16 protein-coding genes are annotated in these 19,720 nt (G+C 66.8%); 10 read left to right on the top strand and 6 right to left on the bottom strand.

Annotated elements, in window-relative coordinates; genetic code table 11:
- Positions 1-18 precede the first annotated feature (18 nt).
- Together ABD231_RS24350 and ABD231_RS24345 are read left to right on the top strand one after the other, a co-directional pair.
- The gene (locus tag ABD231_RS24350; RefSeq protein WP_344156309.1) at positions 19-546 is read left to right on the top strand and encodes a SigE family RNA polymerase sigma factor; all 528 of its coding nucleotides are present in this window, start codon (positions 19-21) and stop codon (positions 544-546) included.
- On the top strand, positions 543-1,310 hold the full coding sequence (locus tag ABD231_RS24345; RefSeq protein ID WP_344156306.1) for a hypothetical protein: 768 nt from the start codon (positions 543-545) through the stop codon (positions 1,308-1,310). The genes ABD231_RS24350 and ABD231_RS24345 overlap by 4 nt, the downstream gene beginning before the upstream one ends.
- 21 nt (positions 1,311-1,331) lie before the next feature.
- Here the strand turns inward: ABD231_RS24345 and ABD231_RS24340 are convergent, their stop codons facing one another.
- Positions 1,332-1,997 carry a DUF4097 family beta strand repeat-containing protein gene (locus tag ABD231_RS24340; RefSeq protein ID WP_344156303.1) on the bottom strand — a complete coding sequence of 222 codons (666 nt, stop codon included), beginning with the start codon at positions 1,995-1,997 and terminating at the stop codon, positions 1,332-1,334.
- Positions 1,998-2,174: 177 nt separating this feature from the next.
- Between ABD231_RS24340 and ABD231_RS24335 the strand changes: the two genes are divergently transcribed.
- Entirely contained in the window at positions 2,175-4,340 is a 2,166-nt protein-coding gene (locus ABD231_RS24335) for a discoidin domain-containing protein (RefSeq protein WP_344156301.1), read from the top strand.
- Here the strand turns inward: ABD231_RS24335 and ABD231_RS24330 are convergent.
- Positions 4,312-5,229 carry a helix-turn-helix domain-containing protein gene (locus ABD231_RS24330; RefSeq protein ID WP_344156298.1) on the bottom strand — a complete coding sequence of 306 codons (918 nt, stop codon included), beginning with the start codon at positions 5,227-5,229 and terminating at the stop codon, positions 4,312-4,314. The genes ABD231_RS24335 and ABD231_RS24330 overlap by 29 nt on opposite strands.
- A 77-nt stretch (positions 5,230-5,306) precedes the next feature.
- On the opposite strand from ABD231_RS24330, the gene ABD231_RS24325 reads away from it, so the two are divergent.
- The 6 genes from ABD231_RS24325 to ABD231_RS24300 are packed head-to-tail and all read left to right on the top strand — an operon-like array spanning position 5,307 to position 11,305.
- Entirely contained in the window at positions 5,307-6,626 is a 1,320-nt protein-coding gene (locus ABD231_RS24325) for a glycoside hydrolase family 36 protein (protein ID WP_344156295.1), read from the top strand.
- Positions 6,619-7,530, top strand: a complete 912-nt coding sequence (locus ABD231_RS24320; RefSeq protein ID WP_344156292.1) for a carbohydrate ABC transporter permease — start codon at positions 6,619-6,621, stop codon at positions 7,528-7,530. The genes ABD231_RS24325 and ABD231_RS24320 overlap by 8 nt, the downstream gene beginning before the upstream one ends.
- 10 nt (positions 7,531-7,540) lie before the next feature.
- Positions 7,541-8,353 carry a carbohydrate ABC transporter permease gene (locus ABD231_RS24315; RefSeq protein WP_344156289.1) on the top strand — a complete coding sequence of 271 codons (813 nt, stop codon included), beginning with the start codon at positions 7,541-7,543 and terminating at the stop codon, positions 8,351-8,353.
- An 8-nt stretch (positions 8,354-8,361) separates the two neighbouring features.
- The gene (locus ABD231_RS24310) at positions 8,362-9,639 is read left to right on the top strand and encodes an ABC transporter substrate-binding protein (protein WP_344156286.1); all 1,278 of its coding nucleotides are present in this window, start codon (positions 8,362-8,364) and stop codon (positions 9,637-9,639) included.
- Positions 9,636-10,544, top strand: a complete 909-nt coding sequence (locus tag ABD231_RS24305) for a phytanoyl-CoA dioxygenase family protein (RefSeq protein WP_344156283.1) — start codon at positions 9,636-9,638, stop codon at positions 10,542-10,544. Before ABD231_RS24310 ends, ABD231_RS24305 begins: the two co-directional genes overlap by 4 nt.
- A gap of 53 nt (positions 10,545-10,597) precedes the next feature.
- Complete coding sequence (locus tag ABD231_RS24300; RefSeq protein ID WP_344156280.1) at positions 10,598-11,305, top strand: HNH endonuclease family protein; 708 nt, start codon at positions 10,598-10,600, stop codon at positions 11,303-11,305.
- Between the two features lie 6 nt (positions 11,306-11,311).
- On the opposite strand, the gene ABD231_RS24295 is transcribed toward ABD231_RS24300, so the two are convergent.
- Both ABD231_RS24295 and ABD231_RS24290 read right to left on the bottom strand, forming a co-directional pair.
- Entirely contained in the window at positions 11,312-12,892 is a 1,581-nt protein-coding gene (locus ABD231_RS24295) for a multicopper oxidase family protein (protein WP_344156277.1), read from the bottom strand.
- Positions 12,885-13,259 carry a hypothetical protein gene (locus ABD231_RS24290; RefSeq protein WP_344156274.1) on the bottom strand — a complete coding sequence of 125 codons (375 nt, stop codon included), beginning with the start codon at positions 13,257-13,259 and terminating at the stop codon, positions 12,885-12,887. Before ABD231_RS24290 ends, ABD231_RS24295 begins: the two co-directional genes overlap by 8 nt.
- 75 nt (positions 13,260-13,334) lie before the next feature.
- Here ABD231_RS24290 and ABD231_RS24285 point away from each other — a divergent pair, with 75 nt between their 5' ends.
- Positions 13,335-14,213, top strand: a complete 879-nt coding sequence (locus tag ABD231_RS24285; RefSeq protein ID WP_344156271.1) for a LysR family transcriptional regulator — start codon at positions 13,335-13,337, stop codon at positions 14,211-14,213.
- Here ABD231_RS24285 and ABD231_RS24280 read toward each other — a convergent pair.
- Together ABD231_RS24280 and ABD231_RS24275 are read right to left on the bottom strand one after the other, a co-directional pair.
- A complete protein-coding gene (locus ABD231_RS24280) occupies positions 14,129-15,766 on the bottom strand; it encodes an OmpL47-type beta-barrel domain-containing protein (RefSeq protein WP_344156269.1) in 1,638 nt (545 codons plus the stop codon). The genes ABD231_RS24285 and ABD231_RS24280 overlap by 85 nt on opposite strands.
- Complete coding sequence (locus ABD231_RS24275; protein ID WP_344156266.1) at positions 15,766-19,716, bottom strand: ThuA domain-containing protein; 3,951 nt, start codon at positions 19,714-19,716, stop codon at positions 15,766-15,768. Before ABD231_RS24275 ends, ABD231_RS24280 begins: the two co-directional genes overlap by 1 nt.
- Between the last annotated feature and the right edge of the window lie 4 nt (positions 19,717-19,720).

The raw sequence follows: 19,720 nt of genomic DNA, 5'->3' as shown, positions 1-19,720 counted from the left end.
CACCGCAGGGAGAGGTCGATGCTCCACGACGCGTCCGCGGAGTTCCACGACTTCTTCGAACGCCACCACGCCGAACTGGCTCGGCTCGCCCACCTCCTCACCGGCGAGAAGGACGCGGCCGACGACCTCGCCGCCGATGCGCTGGTCGCCCTGTGGCAGCGTTGGGACCGGTTGCGGGCAGCGCAGCACCCGGTCGCCTACGCGCGCGGTGTTGTCGCCAATCTGGCGCGGGAACGGATCCGGAGCACGGTTCGCGAGCGACGGCGAGTAGATCTGTTCTGGTCACGTAGTCCAGAACGCGTGGACGGGCCGGACGTTGCGGTCGTGCTAGATGTCCGGGCCGCACTTATCCGGCTGCCGTTCCGCAAGCGGGCGTGCGTGATCTTGCGGCACGCCTTCGACCTGTCGGAGAAGGACACTGCGGCCGCGCTGGGGATCTCGGTCGGCACGGTGAAAAGCCAGACCTCGAAGGGCATGACTGAGCTGGAACGGCTGCTCGGCACCGAAGCAGTCGGCGAACTGGCGGCAGGAAGGAGGAACCAGTGAACGAGGAGCTCAACCGACGGTTGCGAGAGGCTGCCGAGGCCCACGAGCCCAACCGCGCCCGCATCCTGGCGCGCGTCGAGCGCGGCCTGGCTGACCCCACCGTTCGGCACCGCACACGTTCGATCGCGAGGTCAGGACCCCGCGCGGCGATCGTCGGTCTCATCACCGCAGCCACGCTGGCGACCGGTGGTCTCGCCGTTGCCGCCATCGGCGGAGTCCCGTCGCGGCCGGCCCCCGCCCCCACTACCGCCGTACCGTCCCCGATTGTCACCGCCACCCCGACGAGGCCATCGGCCCGCCCCAGCACTACCAGTCCGCCCCCAGCCACCACCGTCGCCCCGCGGCCAACCGCGCCGCCCGACAACCGGTACCAGGACGGACCCTTGTGGTCCCAGGGGCAGATGGACGCGCACAGCAGCATCTACTGGGCTCAGAACAACCTGATCCTCAAGACCACCCAGCCGCTCACCGCGCTCACCGTGGAACTGCGCATCGCCCAGACCGGCGCCGTACAGAAGACCGGAAACTGGCAGACCCTGCCGAGCGACGACTTCACCGTCACCGTTCAGGAATCCAGAGGTGTACTGCGCTACCGCTGGATCCTCAAGCCCGGCCGAACTGTTCCGGCCGGACAGCACCAGTTCGCCGCGCAGTACAACCACGCGACCGGCGTCCGCAACGGGAAGAGCGACAGCTACCACGTCCACGCCCAGAGCTCGGGCGGTTCCAGCACCGTCCGGGGAGGGTTCACCCCTCCCCGGTGACGTCCGCTACTGGCATTGCTGTCAGAGGCTGCGGGCGCTGATGTCGCCATGTGCGGTGGTTGCGTGGATGGTGAGCTCCGGGGTGCCGTCGGTGTTCTTGAGCGAGTTCTCGATCCGGCCGTAGGTGGTGCCGGCGTCGAGGCTGGCTGAGACACCGTGGGCGGCCTGGACCGACAGATCACCGGACTGCGTCTGTACGACGATGTGGCCGCGGACCGCCTCGCCGATCCGGATGTCGCCCTTGCTGGTGGTGATCTCCGAGGCGCCGTTGAGACGGCCGACCGAGATGTCACCGGCGAGTGCCGTCAGCCGCACGCCGGCCGCCTCGTCGACGATGACCTCGCCGTACGCGCCGTCGAAGGTGATGTCACCGAGACGTCCGTCGGTGCGGAAGCCGGCGGCAGCAGCCTTGGCTTCGACCGTCGAATCAACCGGAAGCTGAACGGTGACCTCGATGGAACCCGAAGCGCCGAAGACCCGGTTCTTGGCGACGGCCTCGATCCGTACGACGCCCTCGGCATACTCGACTGTGGTTTGCTCGGCGACCTGGACGTCGCGACCCTTCGAGGCGTTCGAGGGCCGGACGTCGACGACGGTGTCGGCCCGGTCGGTGGCGACGAACCGGACCTGACCGGCCGGGATGTCGACGACGACGGTGATCGGAGCGGGGGTGTCGAACTGGTACATGGTGTCTCCTGAGAGTTATTGAGTGCAGTGGATTGATCGGCAAGCGATCACAAGAAGAACGATGAGCCGACGTCCTGACACCGGGCAGACACCGGCCTGACACCGCAGCCGGATCGTGCAGGGATTCAGCAACCTCGGCGATGTCGGCCGTCTTCGTTGCGTCGTTAGGTTGCAGCCATGTTCAGACTCAGCGCCGTCATCGCCTTGGCGACCACCCTGCTGACCGCCTCTGTCACAGCACCCACTCAGGCGGTTTCCGCGCCCATCCCGGTGCAGGTGCTCAGCCTCACCGACCTGCACGGCTACCTGTCCGAGACCGAGAACCTGACCATCGCCGGCCCCGCGGGAACCCTTCCGGTCGGCGGCGCGGCGTACCTGAAGGCGCATCTCGACAAGCTCCGGGCCGGGAAGCCGAACAGCTTCCTGATCGGGTCCGGCGACCAGTTCAGTGGCTGGCCCGACTACACCCAGGGGTTCGCGAACGAGCCGACGATCGAGGTACTGAACGAGCTCGGGCTCGATTTCGACGTGGCTGGCAATCACGAGTTCGACCGGGAGCTGCCGTTCCTGCGGCGGATGGTTTCGGGGGCCTGTTACGGCAAGCCGGGTTTCGACACGTGCTTCACCGACTCCCGGGGTCGGGCGTTCCACGGCACCGACTACGCGTACCACGCGGCCAACGTCGTCGCCGCCAAATCGCAGCGGCCGGTGCTTCCGCCGTACTGGATCGCACAGGCCGGTACGGCGCGGGTCGGGTTCATCGGACTCGGGTTCCCCGGTACGCCGACCGAGACGTTGTCGATCGAGCAGTCGGGGCTGGAGTTCCAGGGGCTCGTCGACGCGGCGAACCGGGCCGCGGCCGAGCTCAAGGCGCAGGGTGTGAACGCGATCGTCGTCAGCATGCACGAGGGCGGCCAGCAGGGCGGACTGTTCAACGACTGCAAGAACCCGGTCGGCCCGATCTTCGACGCCGCCCGGGCGATGTCCCCCGACATCGACGTGATCCTCGGCGGGCACTGGCACACCGCGTTCAACTGCATGGTTCCCGACCCGTACGGCGTGCCGCGGCCGGTGCTCGAGGCATCCAATCACGGTCGGGTGCTCGGTGAGGTCAACCTGGCACTCGATCCCGCGAACGGCGAGGTGATCCGCTCGGCGACGACCGCCGCGAACCACGCGGTCACGAAGGACGTCGTACCGGACCCGGCGGTCCAGAAGATCGTCAAGTACTGGATGGACAAGTGGGCGGTCCGGCAGCGGCAGCCGCTGGCCAAGCTCGATCGCGACCTCGACTTCTCCAAGACTGCCGAGAGCCGGACCGGCAACCTGGTCGCGGATCTCTACCGTTCGGAGGCTGCGCACCCGGCGGATGGCGGCGCCGACTTCGCCTTGGTGCCGGCCGATCTCGGCATCGATGTGATCGCGGCCGGACTCAAGGCGGGGGTGGTCTCCTTCGGCGACGCCTGGCCGGCGGCCGGGATCTCGCCGATCACCACGCTGGCGCTCAAGGGATCGGTCGTGGCGCAGATCCTCGAACAGCAATGGATTCCGCCGGCGTACGGGTGCTCGCGGTTGTCGTCGCTCGCGGTCTCCGATCAGGTCCGATACACCTACGATCTCGGCAAGCCGGTGGGTGATCGGGTGGATCCGGCGAAGGTGCTGATCCGCGGCCAGCGGCTGCAGCTCCGGAAGACCTACCGGGTGGCGACCAGCGCGGCGATGCCGTTGCACGGCGCGCAGTACGGGTATCCGGGGTTCCAGCAGTTCACAGACCTGAGCCGCGCCCCACGCATGGGCCAGGAGGTGTTCCTGAACCACTTGCGGATCCGGCAGGCGATCAAGGCGCCCGCACTCGGCCGGGTGAGGGCGATCTCGGGGACGCCGGCTCCGGTGGACGGACCGTTCGGGCCGCTGAATCTCCTGCCCCAGAAGGAGATTCAGGCCACGGCGACCAGCCAGGGATCGGCGACCAACAGTCCGGCGGCGGCACTCGACGGCAGTTGTACGACGATGTGGCACTCCAACTGGAGTCCGCATGCCCCGCTGCCGCAGTACATCACGCTTGATCTCGGCCAAACCCGTTCGCTCAACGCACTCGTCTACACGCCACGCCAGGACGCGTCGCCAAACGGCCGGATCTCCAAGTACGACGTACAAGTGAGTGCCAATGGCAACGACTACCAATCAGTGGCCACCGGCAACTGGGACGGCACGTTGCAGGCGAAGATCGCCCGCTTCCCGGCCGGTACGACGGCCCGCTACGTCCGGCTCGTCGGTCTCGAAGGCGGCGCGGGCTATGCGGCGGCAACGGAGCTCAATATTGCTCTAACTCCGGGCTCCTGACCTTGTCCCGGTACGTCGTCGGCGGCATCCCGAAGCGCTGTCCGAACTGCCGGCTGAAGTAGTGCGGTGACTCGAAACCCACCGCACGAGCGATCTGCGCGACGGACATGTCGGTCGCGCCGAGCAACTCGGAGGCACGCTGGAGCCGAAGCCCGACCACGACGTTCATGATCGAGTCGCCCACCTGTTCCTTGAACAGGTGGGCGAGTCTCGAGACCGACACCTGCGCGAGGCCGGCAAGGCTGGTCAGCGTGTACGGACGGGCGGGGTCGGAGGTGACCGCGTCCAGCACCAGTTGCACTCGTGAGTCGAGGTGGCGAGTGTCTCTGCGGAGGCTGCTCGTGGCGACCAGCAACACCTCCTCGATGCCGTTCATCGTCAACTGGACGGCGAGGTTCTTCTCCAGTAGGTGCAGCTCGGTGTCGCCGGTGGGTGACAGGCCCGCGCGCTGCGCGTCGCGATGCAGGCGCGCGAAGGCGGACACCAGGCGGTCGGTCTCCGACGGCCGGGTCAGCCGGACGTAGGACAGGCCAGGCATTGCCTGCGGCAACGACCACCAGGCATGCCACTCGCGGCGCGGCTGGAAGTGCGCCCACCAGGTTTCCCAGTAGGTGCCGACAGTCCCGTAGTCGTGCTCGGTGCCGGGGCTGACCAGAACGAGGTCGCCGTGGCGGAGGGTCAGCTTGTCGCCACCGATCTGGAAATGACCGGTGCCGCCGGCCGTGTAGAGCAGGTACCAACTGCCGACACCGTCCGGCCGAACCACGCGATAGTCGCCGCCGCTGTGGAAGTGACCGGTCACCAGTTTGCTCGGCGGCGGGATCTCGCTGTAGAGCTCGATCAGCATCTGAGTAGCAAGATCGTGCTCGAAGTCAGCAGACTCTGTCATGGTGTGCCCTTCGTACGGATCCCTAGATTACTCACACAGCAGCAAGATTCTGTATCCCCAGTGAAGTGAGGATCCCCGTGGGTTTCGTCCCCGTCACCGAGCTCGCCCACGACGCCGGCACCCGCGTCTTCGAACACGGTTGGCAGTCGTGGAGCCCCAGCGGCTGGTACCCGCTGGACGCGCGCCCGCCACGTCCGACCGCTCCCAATCACCACGTGATGGCCTACCGGCCCGGCGTCGATGCGCAGGGCTTCCAAGGCGAGGGTCTGCTGGCTGTTGCAACCGGCAACGAAGTGACCGTGTTCAGCGCACTCTCACCCGATCAGGTGCCGTCGATCCGCTGTGAGGTGCGGGGAGACGTCGTGGCAGTGTCCGCCGACGGCGATGTGCAGGTCAGGTCAGGCGAGTACGAGAATGCGAATCAGGCCTTGGCCGACTGGGCCGACGGATTCTCGGCGTCGGTCGACAACGCCGTACGGGTGTTCGGCCCGTCGTGGTGCAGCTGGTACGCCTACTGGGGCAAGGTCACCGAGCGCGATGTGATGGCCGAGGTCCGGCAGTTCGACGCGCAGGATCTCAGCGTCGACCTCGTGCTCCTCGACGAGGGCTACCAAACGGAGATCGGCGACTGGCTGACCCCGCGCGAGGACTTTGGTTCCACCGTCCGGCTGGCCGCCGACATCCGCTCCGGCGGTCGCCGAGCCGGTATCTGGGTCGCTCCCTTCCTCGTCGGAAGCAAGAGCGAGACCGCCCGCCGGCATCCCGAGTGGTTGGTCCCGGGCATCACCGCCGGTACCAATTGGGGCCAAGAGCAACTAGTTCTCGATGTCACCCATCCCGGCGCGGCCCGGCACCTTCAGGACGTCTTCACCGAACTGTGCCGCCAGGGCTACGACCACTTCAAACTCGACTTCCTGTACGCCGGTGCCATTGAGGGCGACCGTCATGAGCAGCTCGACGGCATCGCGGCGTACCGCCACGGCCTCCGTCTCCTCCGCGAAGCGGTCGGCCCCAACCGCATCCTGCACGGCTGCGGCGCCCCGATCCTGCCCAGTCTCGGCCTGGTGGACTGCATGCGGATCTCCCCCGACACCGACCCGCTGGTAGACCCGCCGTCCGGCGACATCTCCCAACCCGGCCAGCGCGGCGCCCGCTCCACCTCGATCGCGCGCGAGTTCCTGCACGGCCGCTGGTGGGCCAACGATTCCGACTGCCTGATCGTGCGACCCGACGTACAAGCTCGTGAGGAGTGGGCCGCACACATCGAGAACGCTCCCGGGTTGAGGATGTCCAGCGACCCGATCGGCAACCTCGACCAGTGGGGCCTCGCCCGCACCCGGGAGCTGCTCACGCCCAGCTCGCCCCGGCCGCATCCGCTGCGGAATCCCGATGCTTAGGCCCGCACCCCGGCGTGCCCGCCGTGTGCAGCGCCGGCAGCAGACGCTGGCCGGCTACGCGTTGCTCGCACCGAGCATGATCGGCGTCCTCGGCTTCCTGCTCGCGCCGGTACTGATCGTGATCGTGCTCAGTCTCTTCGACTGGAAGTTGCTCTCCACCCCCGAGTTCATCGGCCTCGCCAACTACCGCGAGCTGCTCAACGACACCGACGTCTGGCACTCCTTCCTCGTCACGCTGTACTACGTTCTGATCTGCGTGCCCGGCACCACCGTCCTGTCGCTACTGCTGGCGCTACTCGTCAACCGCAAACTCCGCGGGATGAAGTACTTCCGCGCGCTCCTGGTGATCCCGTGGATGGCGACCCCGGTCGCGATGGGCCTGGTCTGGACGTGGATCTTCGACCCCGGCCGAGGTGCCCTGAACCAGTTCCTCGGCGTCTTCGGACTCGACGGCCCGGCCTGGCTGTCATCGCCGCTGCTGGCGATGCCGAGCGTCGCGGCCGTGCACATCTGGCAGTTCGCCGGCTACAACATGCTGTTCCTCCTGGCCGGGCTGCAGAACATCCCGGCATCGTTGCGGGAGGCATCGTCCCTGGACGGCGCGTCACCGGTCGCGCACTTCTTCGCGGTCACCCTGCCGTTGCTCCGGCCAACCATGTTGTTCGTGCTGATCACCAACGTGATCGGGTCGTTCCAGGCCTTCGACACGATCTTCGTGATGACCGAAGGCGGCCCCGGCGACAGCACCGAGGTGGCGACGTACCTGATCTACGACGAGGCGTTCCGCAAGTTCGACTTCGGCTACGCCTCGACGATCTCCGTCCTGCTGTTCGTGGTGATCCTGGTCGTCACGATCTCCCAGTTCGTCTACTTCGAGCGTCGTACGACGTACGACTTCTCCTGAGGTGGTTTCGATGTCGAGATACCGGATCCTGCCGTACGGCGTACTCGTGGCCGGCTGCGTCTTCGCGATCTTCCCCTACTACCTGACCCTGCTGACCGCATTCAAGGGCCCCGGGCAATTATTCGGTACGGCGCCTTGGGAGCCGGGCCTGCCACCGAGTACGGCGGCCTTCGACCGACTGTTCGCATCGGGGTTCGGCGGTTATCTGGTCAACACCGTCGCGGTCACCGTGGCCATCACGGTCGGGCAGCTGGTGTTCGCCGTACTGGCTGCCTATGCCTTTGCGCGCTTGTCGTTCCCGGGCCGAGACGTCCTGTTCTGGGTCTATCTGTCAACCTTGATGGTGCCGCCGGTGGTGACGATGATCCCGCTCTACCTGATGATGCAGCGGCTCGGGCTGGTGGACACCTGGGCCGGACTGATATTGCCGACCATGCTCGGGACGCCGTACGCGATCTTCCTATTACGCCAGTTCTTTCGCACCATCCCGGCGGACCTGGAGGACGCCGCCCGGATCGACGGCGCCGGGCGGGTGCGGACCTTGCTCTCGATCGTGCTGCCGCTGTCCAAACCGATCCTGGTCACCGTCACCACGCTGGCCGTGGTCGCCAACTGGAACAGCTTCCTGTGGCCGCTCATCATCACCAGCAGCGAGGACAAGCGGCTGCTCTCGGTCGGTATCGCCCTGTTCAAGAGCGAGATCGGCGTCGACTACAACGCAGTCATGGCCGGCAGCCTGATCGCCCTCGCGCCACTGCTGGTGCTGTTCATCTTCTTCCAGCGCTTCATCGTCCGCTCGGTCGCCGTCACCGGGCTCAAGTAGGAGGCATCATGTCCAATCCCCTGTCCCGACGGACCCTGCTGCTGGGCGCTGCCGGCCTGGCCGGTCTGACCGCCTGCGGCTCGTCCACCGACAAGGCAAGCAGCGGCGGCAAGACCGAGCTCGTCTATCGCCTCTGGGACGAGCAGCAGGAGGTCGGCTACAAAGCGGTCTTCGCCGCGTTCATCGCCGAGAATCCGGACATCACCGTGCGGATGGAGGTGCTGCCCTGGGACCAGTACTGGACCAAGCTCACCACCGAACTGGCCGGCGGCAAGGCACCCGACGTCTTCTGGCTGACCGTCGAGAACTTCCCCGACCTGGCCGGCAAGGGCGTGCTCGCACCACTCGACGACGTGATCGCCAAGGCCGGGCTCAAGCTCGACTCGTACCACCCGAACGTCGTCCAGTCGTACAAGTTCGAGGACAAGCAGCTCGGTCTGCCGAAGGACCTTGGTGTGGTCGGCCTGCTCTACAACAAGACGCTGGTGGCCAAGGCCGGGATCACCATGCCCGATCAACTCACCTGGGCCCCCGATGGCTCGGGCAACTTCCTGGAGATCGCCCGCAAGCTGACCGTCGGCGACAAACAGTGGGGGTTCTGTTCCTGGAACCACAGCCAGACCCAATGGCTGAACTGGATCGCGTCCAACGGCGGCAAGGCGATGGACAAGCCGTACGGCACCTTCGACTTCGCCGGACCGAAGTCGGTCGAGGCCCTGCAATGGGCCCGCGACCTGATCTTCAAGTGGCGGGTCTCCCCCGACGGCACCCGGACCAACCCACCGACCGGGCAGGCCACCGAGATGTTCTACCGCGGCGAGGTGGCGATGTTCCCGGCCAACAACGCGCTGCTGCCGTTCGCGTTACCCGAGGTGAAGTTCCCGATCGGCGTCGCCGCACTGCCGGCCGGACCGTCCGGACGCACGGTGGTGATCAACGGGCTGGCCGAGGTGATGTTCGCCAGGACCAAGCACCCCGAGGAGGCCGGGAAGCTGATCGCGTTCCTCGGTTCGGCGAAGGCGCAGAAGCTGATGGGCGACGCGGGATACGTCATCCCCGCGCTCAACGACGCGGGCGCGGGCTACGCGGCGTACTGGAAGCAGAAGGGTATCGACGTGCAGCCGTTCCTCGACTCCGCCGCCGGGAGCACGGTGAACATGCCGATCGCCGAAGGCTGGACCGCGAAGGTTGCCGAGATCAACAAAGCGATGAACGACATCTACCTGGACAAGACCGACGTGGCCGGCATCGCCACCACCCTGGACAAGATCGGGAACAAGAAATGAAAGAGCTGCTCGACTCGACTCCCGTCGCCGATGATTCTTCGGTACTGCGTGAGCGCCTGGCCGGTGACGGGTATCTGTTCTTTCGCGGCCTATTGCCGGCGGCGGTGATCGATGACGTCCGTGGACAGATCGCCCGCATCCTCGCCGACAGTCACTGGCTGGCTCCTGGGTCCGCACACGACGAACTACTCGCTTCGGGTCGTGCGGTGGAGGAGGGGTCGGCGGGATTCTTCGGCGCCTACACCGCGATCCAGAGCACGGAGGCGTTCCACGCGTTGGCGGTGCGGCCGGAGTTGCTGGCGCTGGCCGAGCGGTTGCTCGGGGAGCCAGCCTTCGCTCATCCGGCGCACATCTGCCGGATCGCGCCGCCGTCGCCGGGAGCCAATCCGACGCCGATCCACCAGGACTACCGGTTCATCCAGGGTTGCATCGACACGTTGACCACCTGGTTGCCATTGAGCGCCGCTCCCCCGGAGATCGGTGGGCTCCGGGTATTCGCGGGTTCGCCGCGACTCGGCGTACTACCGGTGAAGGTGTCCGACGGACCGGGCATGATGCGGGCCGAGGCCGATGAGAATCATCCCGAGTGGCGCACCACGTCGTACCGGCCCGGTGACGTGCTGCTGTTCAGCAGCCTGACCGTGCACGGCGCAATGCCCAACAAGACCAAGCAGCTGCGGCTGTCCGCCGACTTCCGCTACCAGGCGGTCAGCTCGCCGATGGCCGTCGACGCTCTCGGCACCGGAAAGCCGCACTACCACCCGGACGTGCCGGACTTCCCAACCCTCACCCGCGGCTGGACCTCGACAGCGAGCATCGACATCCCCGCCGAAGTCACCTACGTAGACCGCTTCGACCCCCGCCTGGACGACGTACCGACCCCACCCTCGCGCTTCGCCTACTAGCTACTCGGCGATCCTCGGATGCACAAGCGGTGTGAGCGGGTACTGTCCGGCCGGTGTCTCGCCGCCTGCTTGCCGTCGTATGCCTGATCCCCGCAGTACTCGCCGGCTGCACCTTGGCCGGGGCCGATCCGGGCTCGACGACCAGTACGTCGAAGCCGGCGCCGACCTCGAGTGGTTCGCCGGGGACGCGGAAGGCGATCGCGGCCGCGCTGCCTCAGGTGCGGGTGCTCGGGGAGCGGCCCGAGGTCGCCGGGTATCGGCGTGATCAGTTCGGCAAGGCTTGGTCGGATGATCACGCCGGGCTCGGCGGTCACAACGGCTGTGACACGCGCAACGACGTACTCGCCGCACAACTCCAAAAGCCGACGTACCGCGGCAAGTCCCGTTGTGTCGTGATCGCCGGCACGTTGGTCTCCGACCCGTACACCGGGAGGCGCCTCGAATTCCGCAAGGCGAAGGCCGCCGAGATTCAGATCGACCACGTCTACCCACTGTCGCGCGCCTGGGACATGGGTGCCGCCAGCTGGCCGAAGCAACGTCGTGTCGACTTCGCCAACGACGAGGCCATGAACCTGATCGCCGTCGACGGGCCGGCCAACGCATCGAAGGGCGACTCCGGTCCCGGTGAGTGGTTTCCGATCAACCGCGACTACCGCTGCACCTACGCGCTGCGCTACCTGCAGGTCGCCCACAAGTGGTCGCTCCCCATCACCACCGCCGACCGCAACTCGATCAAGTCCATCAGCCACCTCTGCCCCTAGGCCCGGTCAGACGATTTCGAGGTTGGCCATCATGCCCATGTCCTCGTGCTCCGCGTTGTGGCAGTGGAACAGGTAGCGGCCGCGATAGCCGTCGAAGCGGGTGATGATTTCGGCCGACTCACCGGGCCGCAACGAGACGGTGTCCTTGAGACCCGCGTCGTGCGGAAGCGGCGAACCACCGCCGCGCGACAGCACCTGGAAACCGACGAGATGCAGGTGCACCGGGTGATGCACGTCGGCGATCAGTCGCCATACCTCGACGTCGCCGAGTCGCACGGTCACATCTGATCGAGCAGGATCGAACGATCGCCCGCCGATCACCCAACCATGACCGCCGTTCATTTGACCGGCACGGAGCGAGAAGTCGCGCACCCTGATCGCGTCCGATCGCTGCCACGTGGGCAGATCATTCGCAAGCACGGCCGGGACCCGGCTGTCATCCTTGGCCGTGCGGGCAACGCGGAACGCCATCACATCGCGAGTACGCCCATCGCCCAGCCGGTTGAGGATTCTGACGCGGCCGCCGACTTCCACGCTCGCGAAGTCGAGGATCACGTCATAGCGTTCGGCCGGTGCGATCGGAAGGTGCTGGTGGGTGACAGGTGCCGCGAGTAGCCCCTGGTCCGCACCTACCTGCACGAGGTCGAGCCGTCGTCCGTCGTCGGTGACGGCCTCGAGCTCGTAGTGCCGGGCGTTCGAGGCATTCAGGATGCGCAATCTGTACCGGGCAGCATCGACCTCATGCACCGGCCACGGAGAGCCGTTGACCAGGATCACGTCACCGAGAACCCCGGCGAGATAAGGCTCGCGGACACCTGGCGTCGTACGGAGAGTTGGATCCAGAGACGGGTAGTCGAGGCTTCCGTCGGCGGTGAACGAGCGGTCCGCGATCAACAGCGGGAGCTCGCGCGGCCCGGACGGCAGGTCGAGTGAGTCTTCGAGATCGTCGCGGACGATATGCAGGCCGGCGAGTCCACGCCAGATGGCTGGAGCCGTGAAGTCCATCCGGTGATCGTGGTACCAGAGCAGGGCGGCGCGCTGGTCGGTCGGGAACGTGTAGTCCCTGGTCAGCGTCGTCACCACCGCTCGCGGATCCTGCATCCCGCTATGTTCACCGCCGTGCCCACCGCCGTGGTGCATCGCGCCCCAGTTCTCCGGTACGACGAGGTCGGTCGGATAGCCGTCGGATTCCGGCGTACTGCGGCCGCCGTGCAAGTGGACGACCGTCGGCACGGGCAGTTCGTTGCGATGCGTCACCGTGATCGGCCGACCGCGTCGCGACTCGATCGTCGGCCCGGGAAAGGTGCCGTCGTACGTCCACATCGGTGTCTTAAAACCAGGCAGCACTTCGAGAACGGCCTCGCGCTGAGTGATCTCGTAACGCCCAGTGCTCACCGGCTTCAGTACCGCGGGAATCGGCAACGGCACCTGGAACGCCGGCGGAAGAGGCAACGCACTTCGCAGTACGGCACCTGTCATCGCCGGGCGACGAGACAGCGCGGCCGAGGTCGCCAAACCGGTCGCACCCAGCAAGCCGAGTGATCCGCCAATGGCCAGCACGCGACGGCGGCTCAGTTGCTCACGCATCGATCTGCGCCTTCCGCAGCGGCTGACGCCAGACGGCGACGAACAGTACGACGAGCGCGGCGATCGTCAGCACGCCCAGCGGGAGGTGCAACCACAAGGCGCCATCCAGACCGGCGAAGTACTGGATCGTCTCGGCCGCGACCAGGGCGGCAGTGCCGATGAAGGGCCACGCCCGACGCAGCCGGACCCAGACCACGATCGCGACGATCAATTGCAGATAGCCGATGAACGTGACGGTGTCGGCGCCGAGCGAGTGCCAGCGCAGGCCGTCGTAGTCACCGCTCAGATAAACGCCGGCGAACACCGGCTGACCGAAGATCGCCACCACGTGCACGGTGACCACGGCCCTGAACACCCACTGAATCATGAGCTCGACGCTATGATCAGTGCGTTATCTTGTCGAAGACTAATATCGCTATAGTGTTATGTCCGGGGAGGCATAGTGGATCTGAACACGCTTCGGCAGTTCCTCGTCGTGGCGCGGCTGGAGCATCTCAGCCGGGCCGCCGACGAACTCCGCGTCGCCCAGCCGTCGCTGAGCCGCACGATCGGCCGACTGGAGAGCGAGCTCGGCACCCCACTGTTCGACCGGGCCGGCCGGCTGCAACTGAATGACTCCGGCAGACTTTTCCGCGACTACGTCGAACGCAGTCTCGGTGAGCTCGACGCGGGCCGTCGAGCTGTCGCCGACGCGGCCGGCGAAGGCTTCGGCACTGTGCGGCTGGCCTCGGAAACCCTGCTCACCCTGACCGCACCGCTGGCCGCGTTCAAGCGGACCCATCCAGCAGTCGAGGTCGAACTCCATCAGTTGTCGGCCGAGGACATGGCTCGCCAGTTGCGGTCTCAGGACCTCGACCTCTGCGTTGCCTCACAGCCGCTCCGCTGGGACGGGCTGGAGACGGCTCGGTTGTTCGAGGAAGCAGTCGGGGTCGGGATGCCGCTCGGCCATCACTTGGCGGACCGCTCCTCGGTTGCTGTCGACGAGCTCGCCGACGAACAGTTCATCACCGCGAGCAAGGGACACTGGCTACGTCTGCTCCTCGATCGGCTCTTCGCCGGCAGCGGGCTCACCCCGAGGATCGTCTGCGAAACCAACGAGGCGAGCGCCATCGCCGAACTCATCAGCGCCAGCCTCGGCATCGGACTCGTTCCCGGACTCGCCCGCCGGACGGCAATTCGCGCGCCCGGCGTGTGGATCCCCGTCGACCACCCGGACTGCCGTCGTACGACGACTCTCTACTGGGGCGCCGGCAGCCGCCTGTCACCCGCAGCGCTGCTGATGCGCTCGGCCCTCACCGACTGGGCCTGGACCAGCCATTGATCACGGCGAGAAGTGTTGAGTTGTTTCGAGGTGGATTTCACGATGGTGAAGGCGCCGGACAGTTCGGGTGAGACGTTGCCGGCGTTGTCGGTGGCGCGGACCTTGACGGTGTGTGCGCCCAGCGCGGTGATCGGCACCGGTGCGGTGTACGCCGTCCAGGCGCCGCCGTCCAGGGCGTACTCGATCGACCGGATGCCGCCGGCGTCGGTAGCAGTTGCGTTCAAGGTGGCCCGGTCGACGAACTCCCAGCGGGCGTTCTGGTTCCCGGTCAGCCAGCCCGACACCGTCGGCGGCGTGCGGTCGCCATCGGACGGTACGACGGTGAACGTCTTGGTGCCCACCGGCGAGACGTTGCCGGCGGCATCGGTCGCCCGATAGGCCACCGTGTGCGCGCCATTCGTGGCCACCTCAACCGGGACCGTGTACGCCGTCCAGGCGCCACCGTCGAGCTGATATTCCACCGAGGCCACCCCGGACCCGGCATCAGTAGCAGTCACAGTCACCGACGCCTTGCCGACATAGTTGCCGTTGGCATCCTGAGTGCCGGACACAGCTGCAGTCACAACCGGCGGTACGGCGTCCTGCTCGACCACCGTGAAGTGCGCCATCCCCTCGGGCGAGACGTTGCCAGCGTGATCTGTGGCCCGGTAATGCAGCATATGCATTCCCGGGGTGTTCACGTCCACCGGCGCCGTGTACGCCGTCCACGCGCCACCGTCGAGCTGGTACTCGACGGTCTTCACACCGGATTCGGCGTCGGTCGCAGCCACCGTCACCCGCGCGGTGTCGAGGTAGTTGCCGTCAGCATCTTTTTCGCCGGTGACCGCGGCGGTGACCGTCGGCGCGGTGGTGTCCTCCGGCCGCTCGACCACCCGGAATCCCTTCGACCCGGTCGGCGACACATTGCCGTCGTGGTCGGTGGCCCGGTACTGCACCGTGTGATCGCCGATCGCGCTGACCACCACGGGCGCGGTGTACGGCTTGAATCCGGTGTCGTCCAGCTCGTATTCCACTGACGCCACTCCGGACTGGGCGTCCGCGGCGGTCACCGTGACGGTGGCCTGACCGAGGTAGTGACCGTCCGAGTTCTGCGGCCCGGTGACCGCGGCGGTGACGGTCGGCGGAGTGGTGTCCTCGCCGTCGTCGGTGACGATGAACTCGCCGACCATCAGGGGGTGCCCCGGGATGGCGCAGAAGTACCGGTACTTTCCCGGCGTGAGGGTCACGTCGACCGAATGCTTGCCATTACTCCCGTCGTCCGGGTACGCGAGGATGTTCACGTCGACGTCGTGGTTGTAGCCCGGCGTCGACCGGTCGAACGTCAGCGTGTGCGACATGTCGGTGTCGTTGCCGGTGGCCTCGCTGTTCTCGAACACGATCGTGGTCGGGCCGGCGACTGCCTGCGTCGGCGCTGTGGTGTAGGCGGCGGTGCTGTTGCCCGCAGTCCAGCTCAGCACCTGAGCAGCAGCATCCGGCTCCGACCCCAGTGCAGGCATCGACTGGGGCACCAGCATCACCAGTACGGCGGTGAGCCCGGCGAGTAGGCGTCTCATCACAAACTCCGGATCCGGATGTTGCGGAACTCCATCAGGTCGCTGTTGCCGTGGTTCTGCAGCCCGATGTAGCCCTCGACGAATTGCCGCAGGTCGGTCGGCGGATCGCCCGCTCGCGACGACTGCAGTCCCGGCGCGTTCTCGAACTCGTTGATCACCACGCCGTTGCGGATGATCGTGTAGTGCTGCCCGACGACCTTGACCTCGTACTCGTTCCACTGCGCCTTCGGGGTCGGCCGGGCCGCGTCCAGTCCGTTCGGGTCGAAGTTGTAGATCGACCCGGTCTTCTGCGGTTCGCCCGAATCACCGTCGTACAGCTGGATCTCGTGGCCGCAGTAGATCGCCACCCAGGCTTGTGAAGTGCGGGCCGAGCCGACGGTTCCGCAACTGCCGAGCGGCCGTTGCTCGAGCGGTGTGCGTGGATCCGGGAATCGGACGAAGACGCCGCTGTTCGCGCGAACCGCGTCCGGCGCGATATCGCGGAACTGCAGTTTCAACGAGAAGTCGCCGTACGGCTTCTTGGCGAACCAGAGCATGCCGAGCCCGCCGGACGGTTTCAGCGACCCGTCCGGCTGGACGGTGAACTCACCCGAAGGCGCTTGCGCCCAGTCGTAGAACGACTCGCTCGTACCGTCGAACAGTGGCTCGTAGCCGGTCACCCCCGGCTTGCCGATGTCCGACGCGCGAGCGACGGCGATCAGGCTGTCCCGTTCGGCGACGGTGATGATGCCGCGCTGCCGCAACTGCCGAGTGGCCTGCTGGACGTGCGTGACGAACAGCGCATGGGTGGCCCAGGTGATCTCGTCGTCGATCAGGTCGTCCGCCTTGCAGCCGCCGCCCGCGTTGCGGTTCGGCACCGTCGTGGCGGAGTCTCCGATCGTCACCTGAGCGCCCTGGTCCGCCATCACACAACCGGCGTTGACCGCGACCGTCGCGACCGCGGTGGTCCCGTCGGCGTACGTGATGGTGACCTTGGCGGTCTGCAGGCCGGGAGCCAGATACGTGTGTCGCGGGTTGGCCTCGGTCGAGGTCTCGCCGTCGCCGAACGTCCATGCGTACGAGACCCCGCCGGCCTTGGTGCCGTTGAACGCATAGGTCAGCGGCTTGTTCTGCACCGCGACTGCGGACGCCTTCGGCAGCGGCGTCGGCGGGCCGCCCTTGTAGCTGACCTTCACCAGCTTCTGATTCGGGTGCAGCGTGAAGAATCCGCCGCCGTAGTCGAGCACATAGAGCGCACCGTCCGGACCGAACCGGGCGTCCATCCAGCTCTGCACCTGGTTGGCCCCGTTGCCCCCAGGCACGATGCGCTCGAACGTCTCACCGAACGCAGGCGGCTGCGCCGTCGGTACGCCGGCCGGGTCGACCGTCACCGCGTTCCGCCGGGTCGGGGTCGACTCGTCGCCGATGAACCACTTGTCGTCCCAGTACTTCGGCCAGGCCACACCGCTCTTGGTGTTCACCCGGTCGTAGTGGTACGTCGGCCCGGACATCACGGCCTGCCCACCACCGCCTCGGAAGTACGGCTGGGTGTAGACCGCGTCCGCTTCGTTGTACGTCGGGATCGAGCTCCCCGCGCGCTTCGGGAACACCGGGCCGCCACCGCCCGGCGAGTACCAGATCATGTTGTCCTTCACCGGCGGCAACTCGACCAGCCCGGTGTTTCGCGGCGAGGTGTTCAGCGGGTTGTCGCAGTCGTACCAACCGGTCAGCACCGACGCGTCGGTGTTGCTCCGATTGCGATACGGTTGCCGATTGCCCATGCAGTAAGGCCAGCCGTGGTTACCGGCCTCGGTGATGATCGTCGCGGTCTCGTACTTCGCCGGCCCGAGCTCCGGGTCCGGCGAACCGGCGTCCGGCCCGACCCAGGCGGCGGTCAACCAGTCGGTTTCCGGATCGATCGCGAGCCGGGAGATGTTCCGCACGCCCATCACGTAGATCTCCGGGCGCGTCTTCGCCGTACCGGGGGCGAACAGGTTGCCGGTCGGGATCGTGTAGGTGCCGTCCGCCTCCGGATGGATCCGGATGATCTTCCCGTTGAGGTCGTTGGTGTTGCCGGAAGTACGCCGGGCGTCCTGGAACGACAACCCGCCGAACTCCTCGATCCAGTTGTTGCCGGAATAACCCTTCGAGCCGCCAGAGGAGTTGCTGTCGCCAGAACCGACGTACAGGTTGCCCTTGGAGTCGAACGCCATCCCGCCACCGGCGTGGCAGCAGCTGTGTTGCTGGACCTCCCACTGCAGCAGATCCTTGCGAGTCGCCTGGTCAATGGTCTGGCTGGTGGCGTTGTACGTCAGCCGCGAGACCGTCCGCTTGCCGGTGTGCCGGACGCGGTCGACGGTGTCATGCGGCATCCAGTAGACGTAGAACCAGCCGTTCTCGGCGAACTTCGGGTCCAGCACGATGCCGAGCAGGCCCTCCTCGTTCTTGATCAGCTCGTCACCGGAACCGCGATTGCCCATCACCGGCAGCGTGGTCAGCAGTTTCGCCTTGTTGGTCACAGGATCCCACTGATGGATGGTGCCGCAGCCGAGACCGACGTTCGGGTTCTCCCACTCGACCACCGGGCCGGTCGGGCAGGCCGCCTTGCCGACGTAGAAGATCTTGCCGGTCGGCGCGATCGTCATCCCGTGCGGCTCACCGATCTGGTCGAGCTGGCCGGCCTGGTTCGGCGGGGTCAGCCGCTCGATCGTGTAGTTGGCGGCGATCGTCGCCTGGCAGTCGGCGCGAACCATTCCCGTCGTCCACTTCAGCGCGCCGAGCAGGTGCTTGCGGAACGCGGACTCGCCGTAGCTGCCGTCGGTACCGCCCATGCCGGTGTAGAAGGATCGGCCGCCGCCGTAGTCGCGGCACCAGGAGATCGGATGGAACGGGCCGTTGGCGCCGGGGCCCGGGTCGTAGTGCCGCTCCTCGACCTGGGCGACGGTGTGCACGGTGCCGATCGGGTTGGTCGCCCAGTTGCGCCACTTGTCGGTGCGGGTCAGGTTCAGCGGCAGGCCGGCGTTCGCCGGGTGCTGTCGGTCCAGCAGGTTGACTACCGCGCGCTGCGGAGTCGGCTCCGGTGGCGGCGTCGAGTCACCTGTGTAGAAGAGCAGGTCGGCGAGTTGCAGCAGCGGCTCACCACTGTTCGCGGTGATGTTCAGCCGATAGTGCCCGTACGCCGTCGTGTTCGCGACCGTGAACACGCGCCGCTGGAGCCGTTCGGCGAAGACCTCGTTGCTGCGGGTGTCCACGTCGACCCAGGTGCTGCCGTCGTTCGAGCCCTGCAGAGTCCAGTTCTTGGGATCCCGGCCGGTGAAGTCGTTCGCGGAGGTGAGCGAGTACCTGGTCACCGCAGCCGGCTCGGCCAACTGCATCGCGACCCAGCCGGTTGTCGCGCGGGCCAGCCACTTGGTGTTCGGATTGCCGTCGGTCAGCTTCTCCTTGGTCTCGTTCGGAGGGTTCTCCGCGCTGGCCGTCACCGCCGACACTGGCCGCGGTGGCGGCAGCAGGGCGCCGACCGGGCGCGCGCCGATCAGGCCGGTGAACCACTCGGAGTCCGGCTGGAACTTCGACGCATCAGCGATGCCGAGGTAGCCGTTGCCGGCCTTGATGTAGTTCTGCAGCGCGGTCTCCTGCTCCCGGCTGAGTGCGATGCCCTGTGCCGACAAGAACACGACCGCGCGGTACGTCGCCAGCTTCGCTGGGGTGAACACGGCCGGATCCGAGCTGACATGCACGGTCATCCCGTTGGCCTGCCCTAGGCCGGCAACCGCGTCGGTCGCCCGCTCGACCGGATCCAGCTGGTTCTCTGGTTCACCACGGAACACCAGCACGTTCACCGCGACATCGGTGGCGGCAGTCGCGGTGACGGGAGCCGCCTGCGCGACTGACGGCGTACTGCCGGGTTGTGCTAGTTGGGTACCGAACGCCAGTGCTGCGGTGACCAGGACGGCCGTCGTACGTCGCCTCATCGTT

This window comes from Kribbella yunnanensis, assembly GCF_039529655.1.
Lineage (GTDB): Bacteria > Actinomycetota > Actinomycetes > Propionibacteriales > Kribbellaceae > Kribbella > Kribbella yunnanensis.
This window is presented reverse-complemented; position numbering and strand designations above follow the sequence as displayed.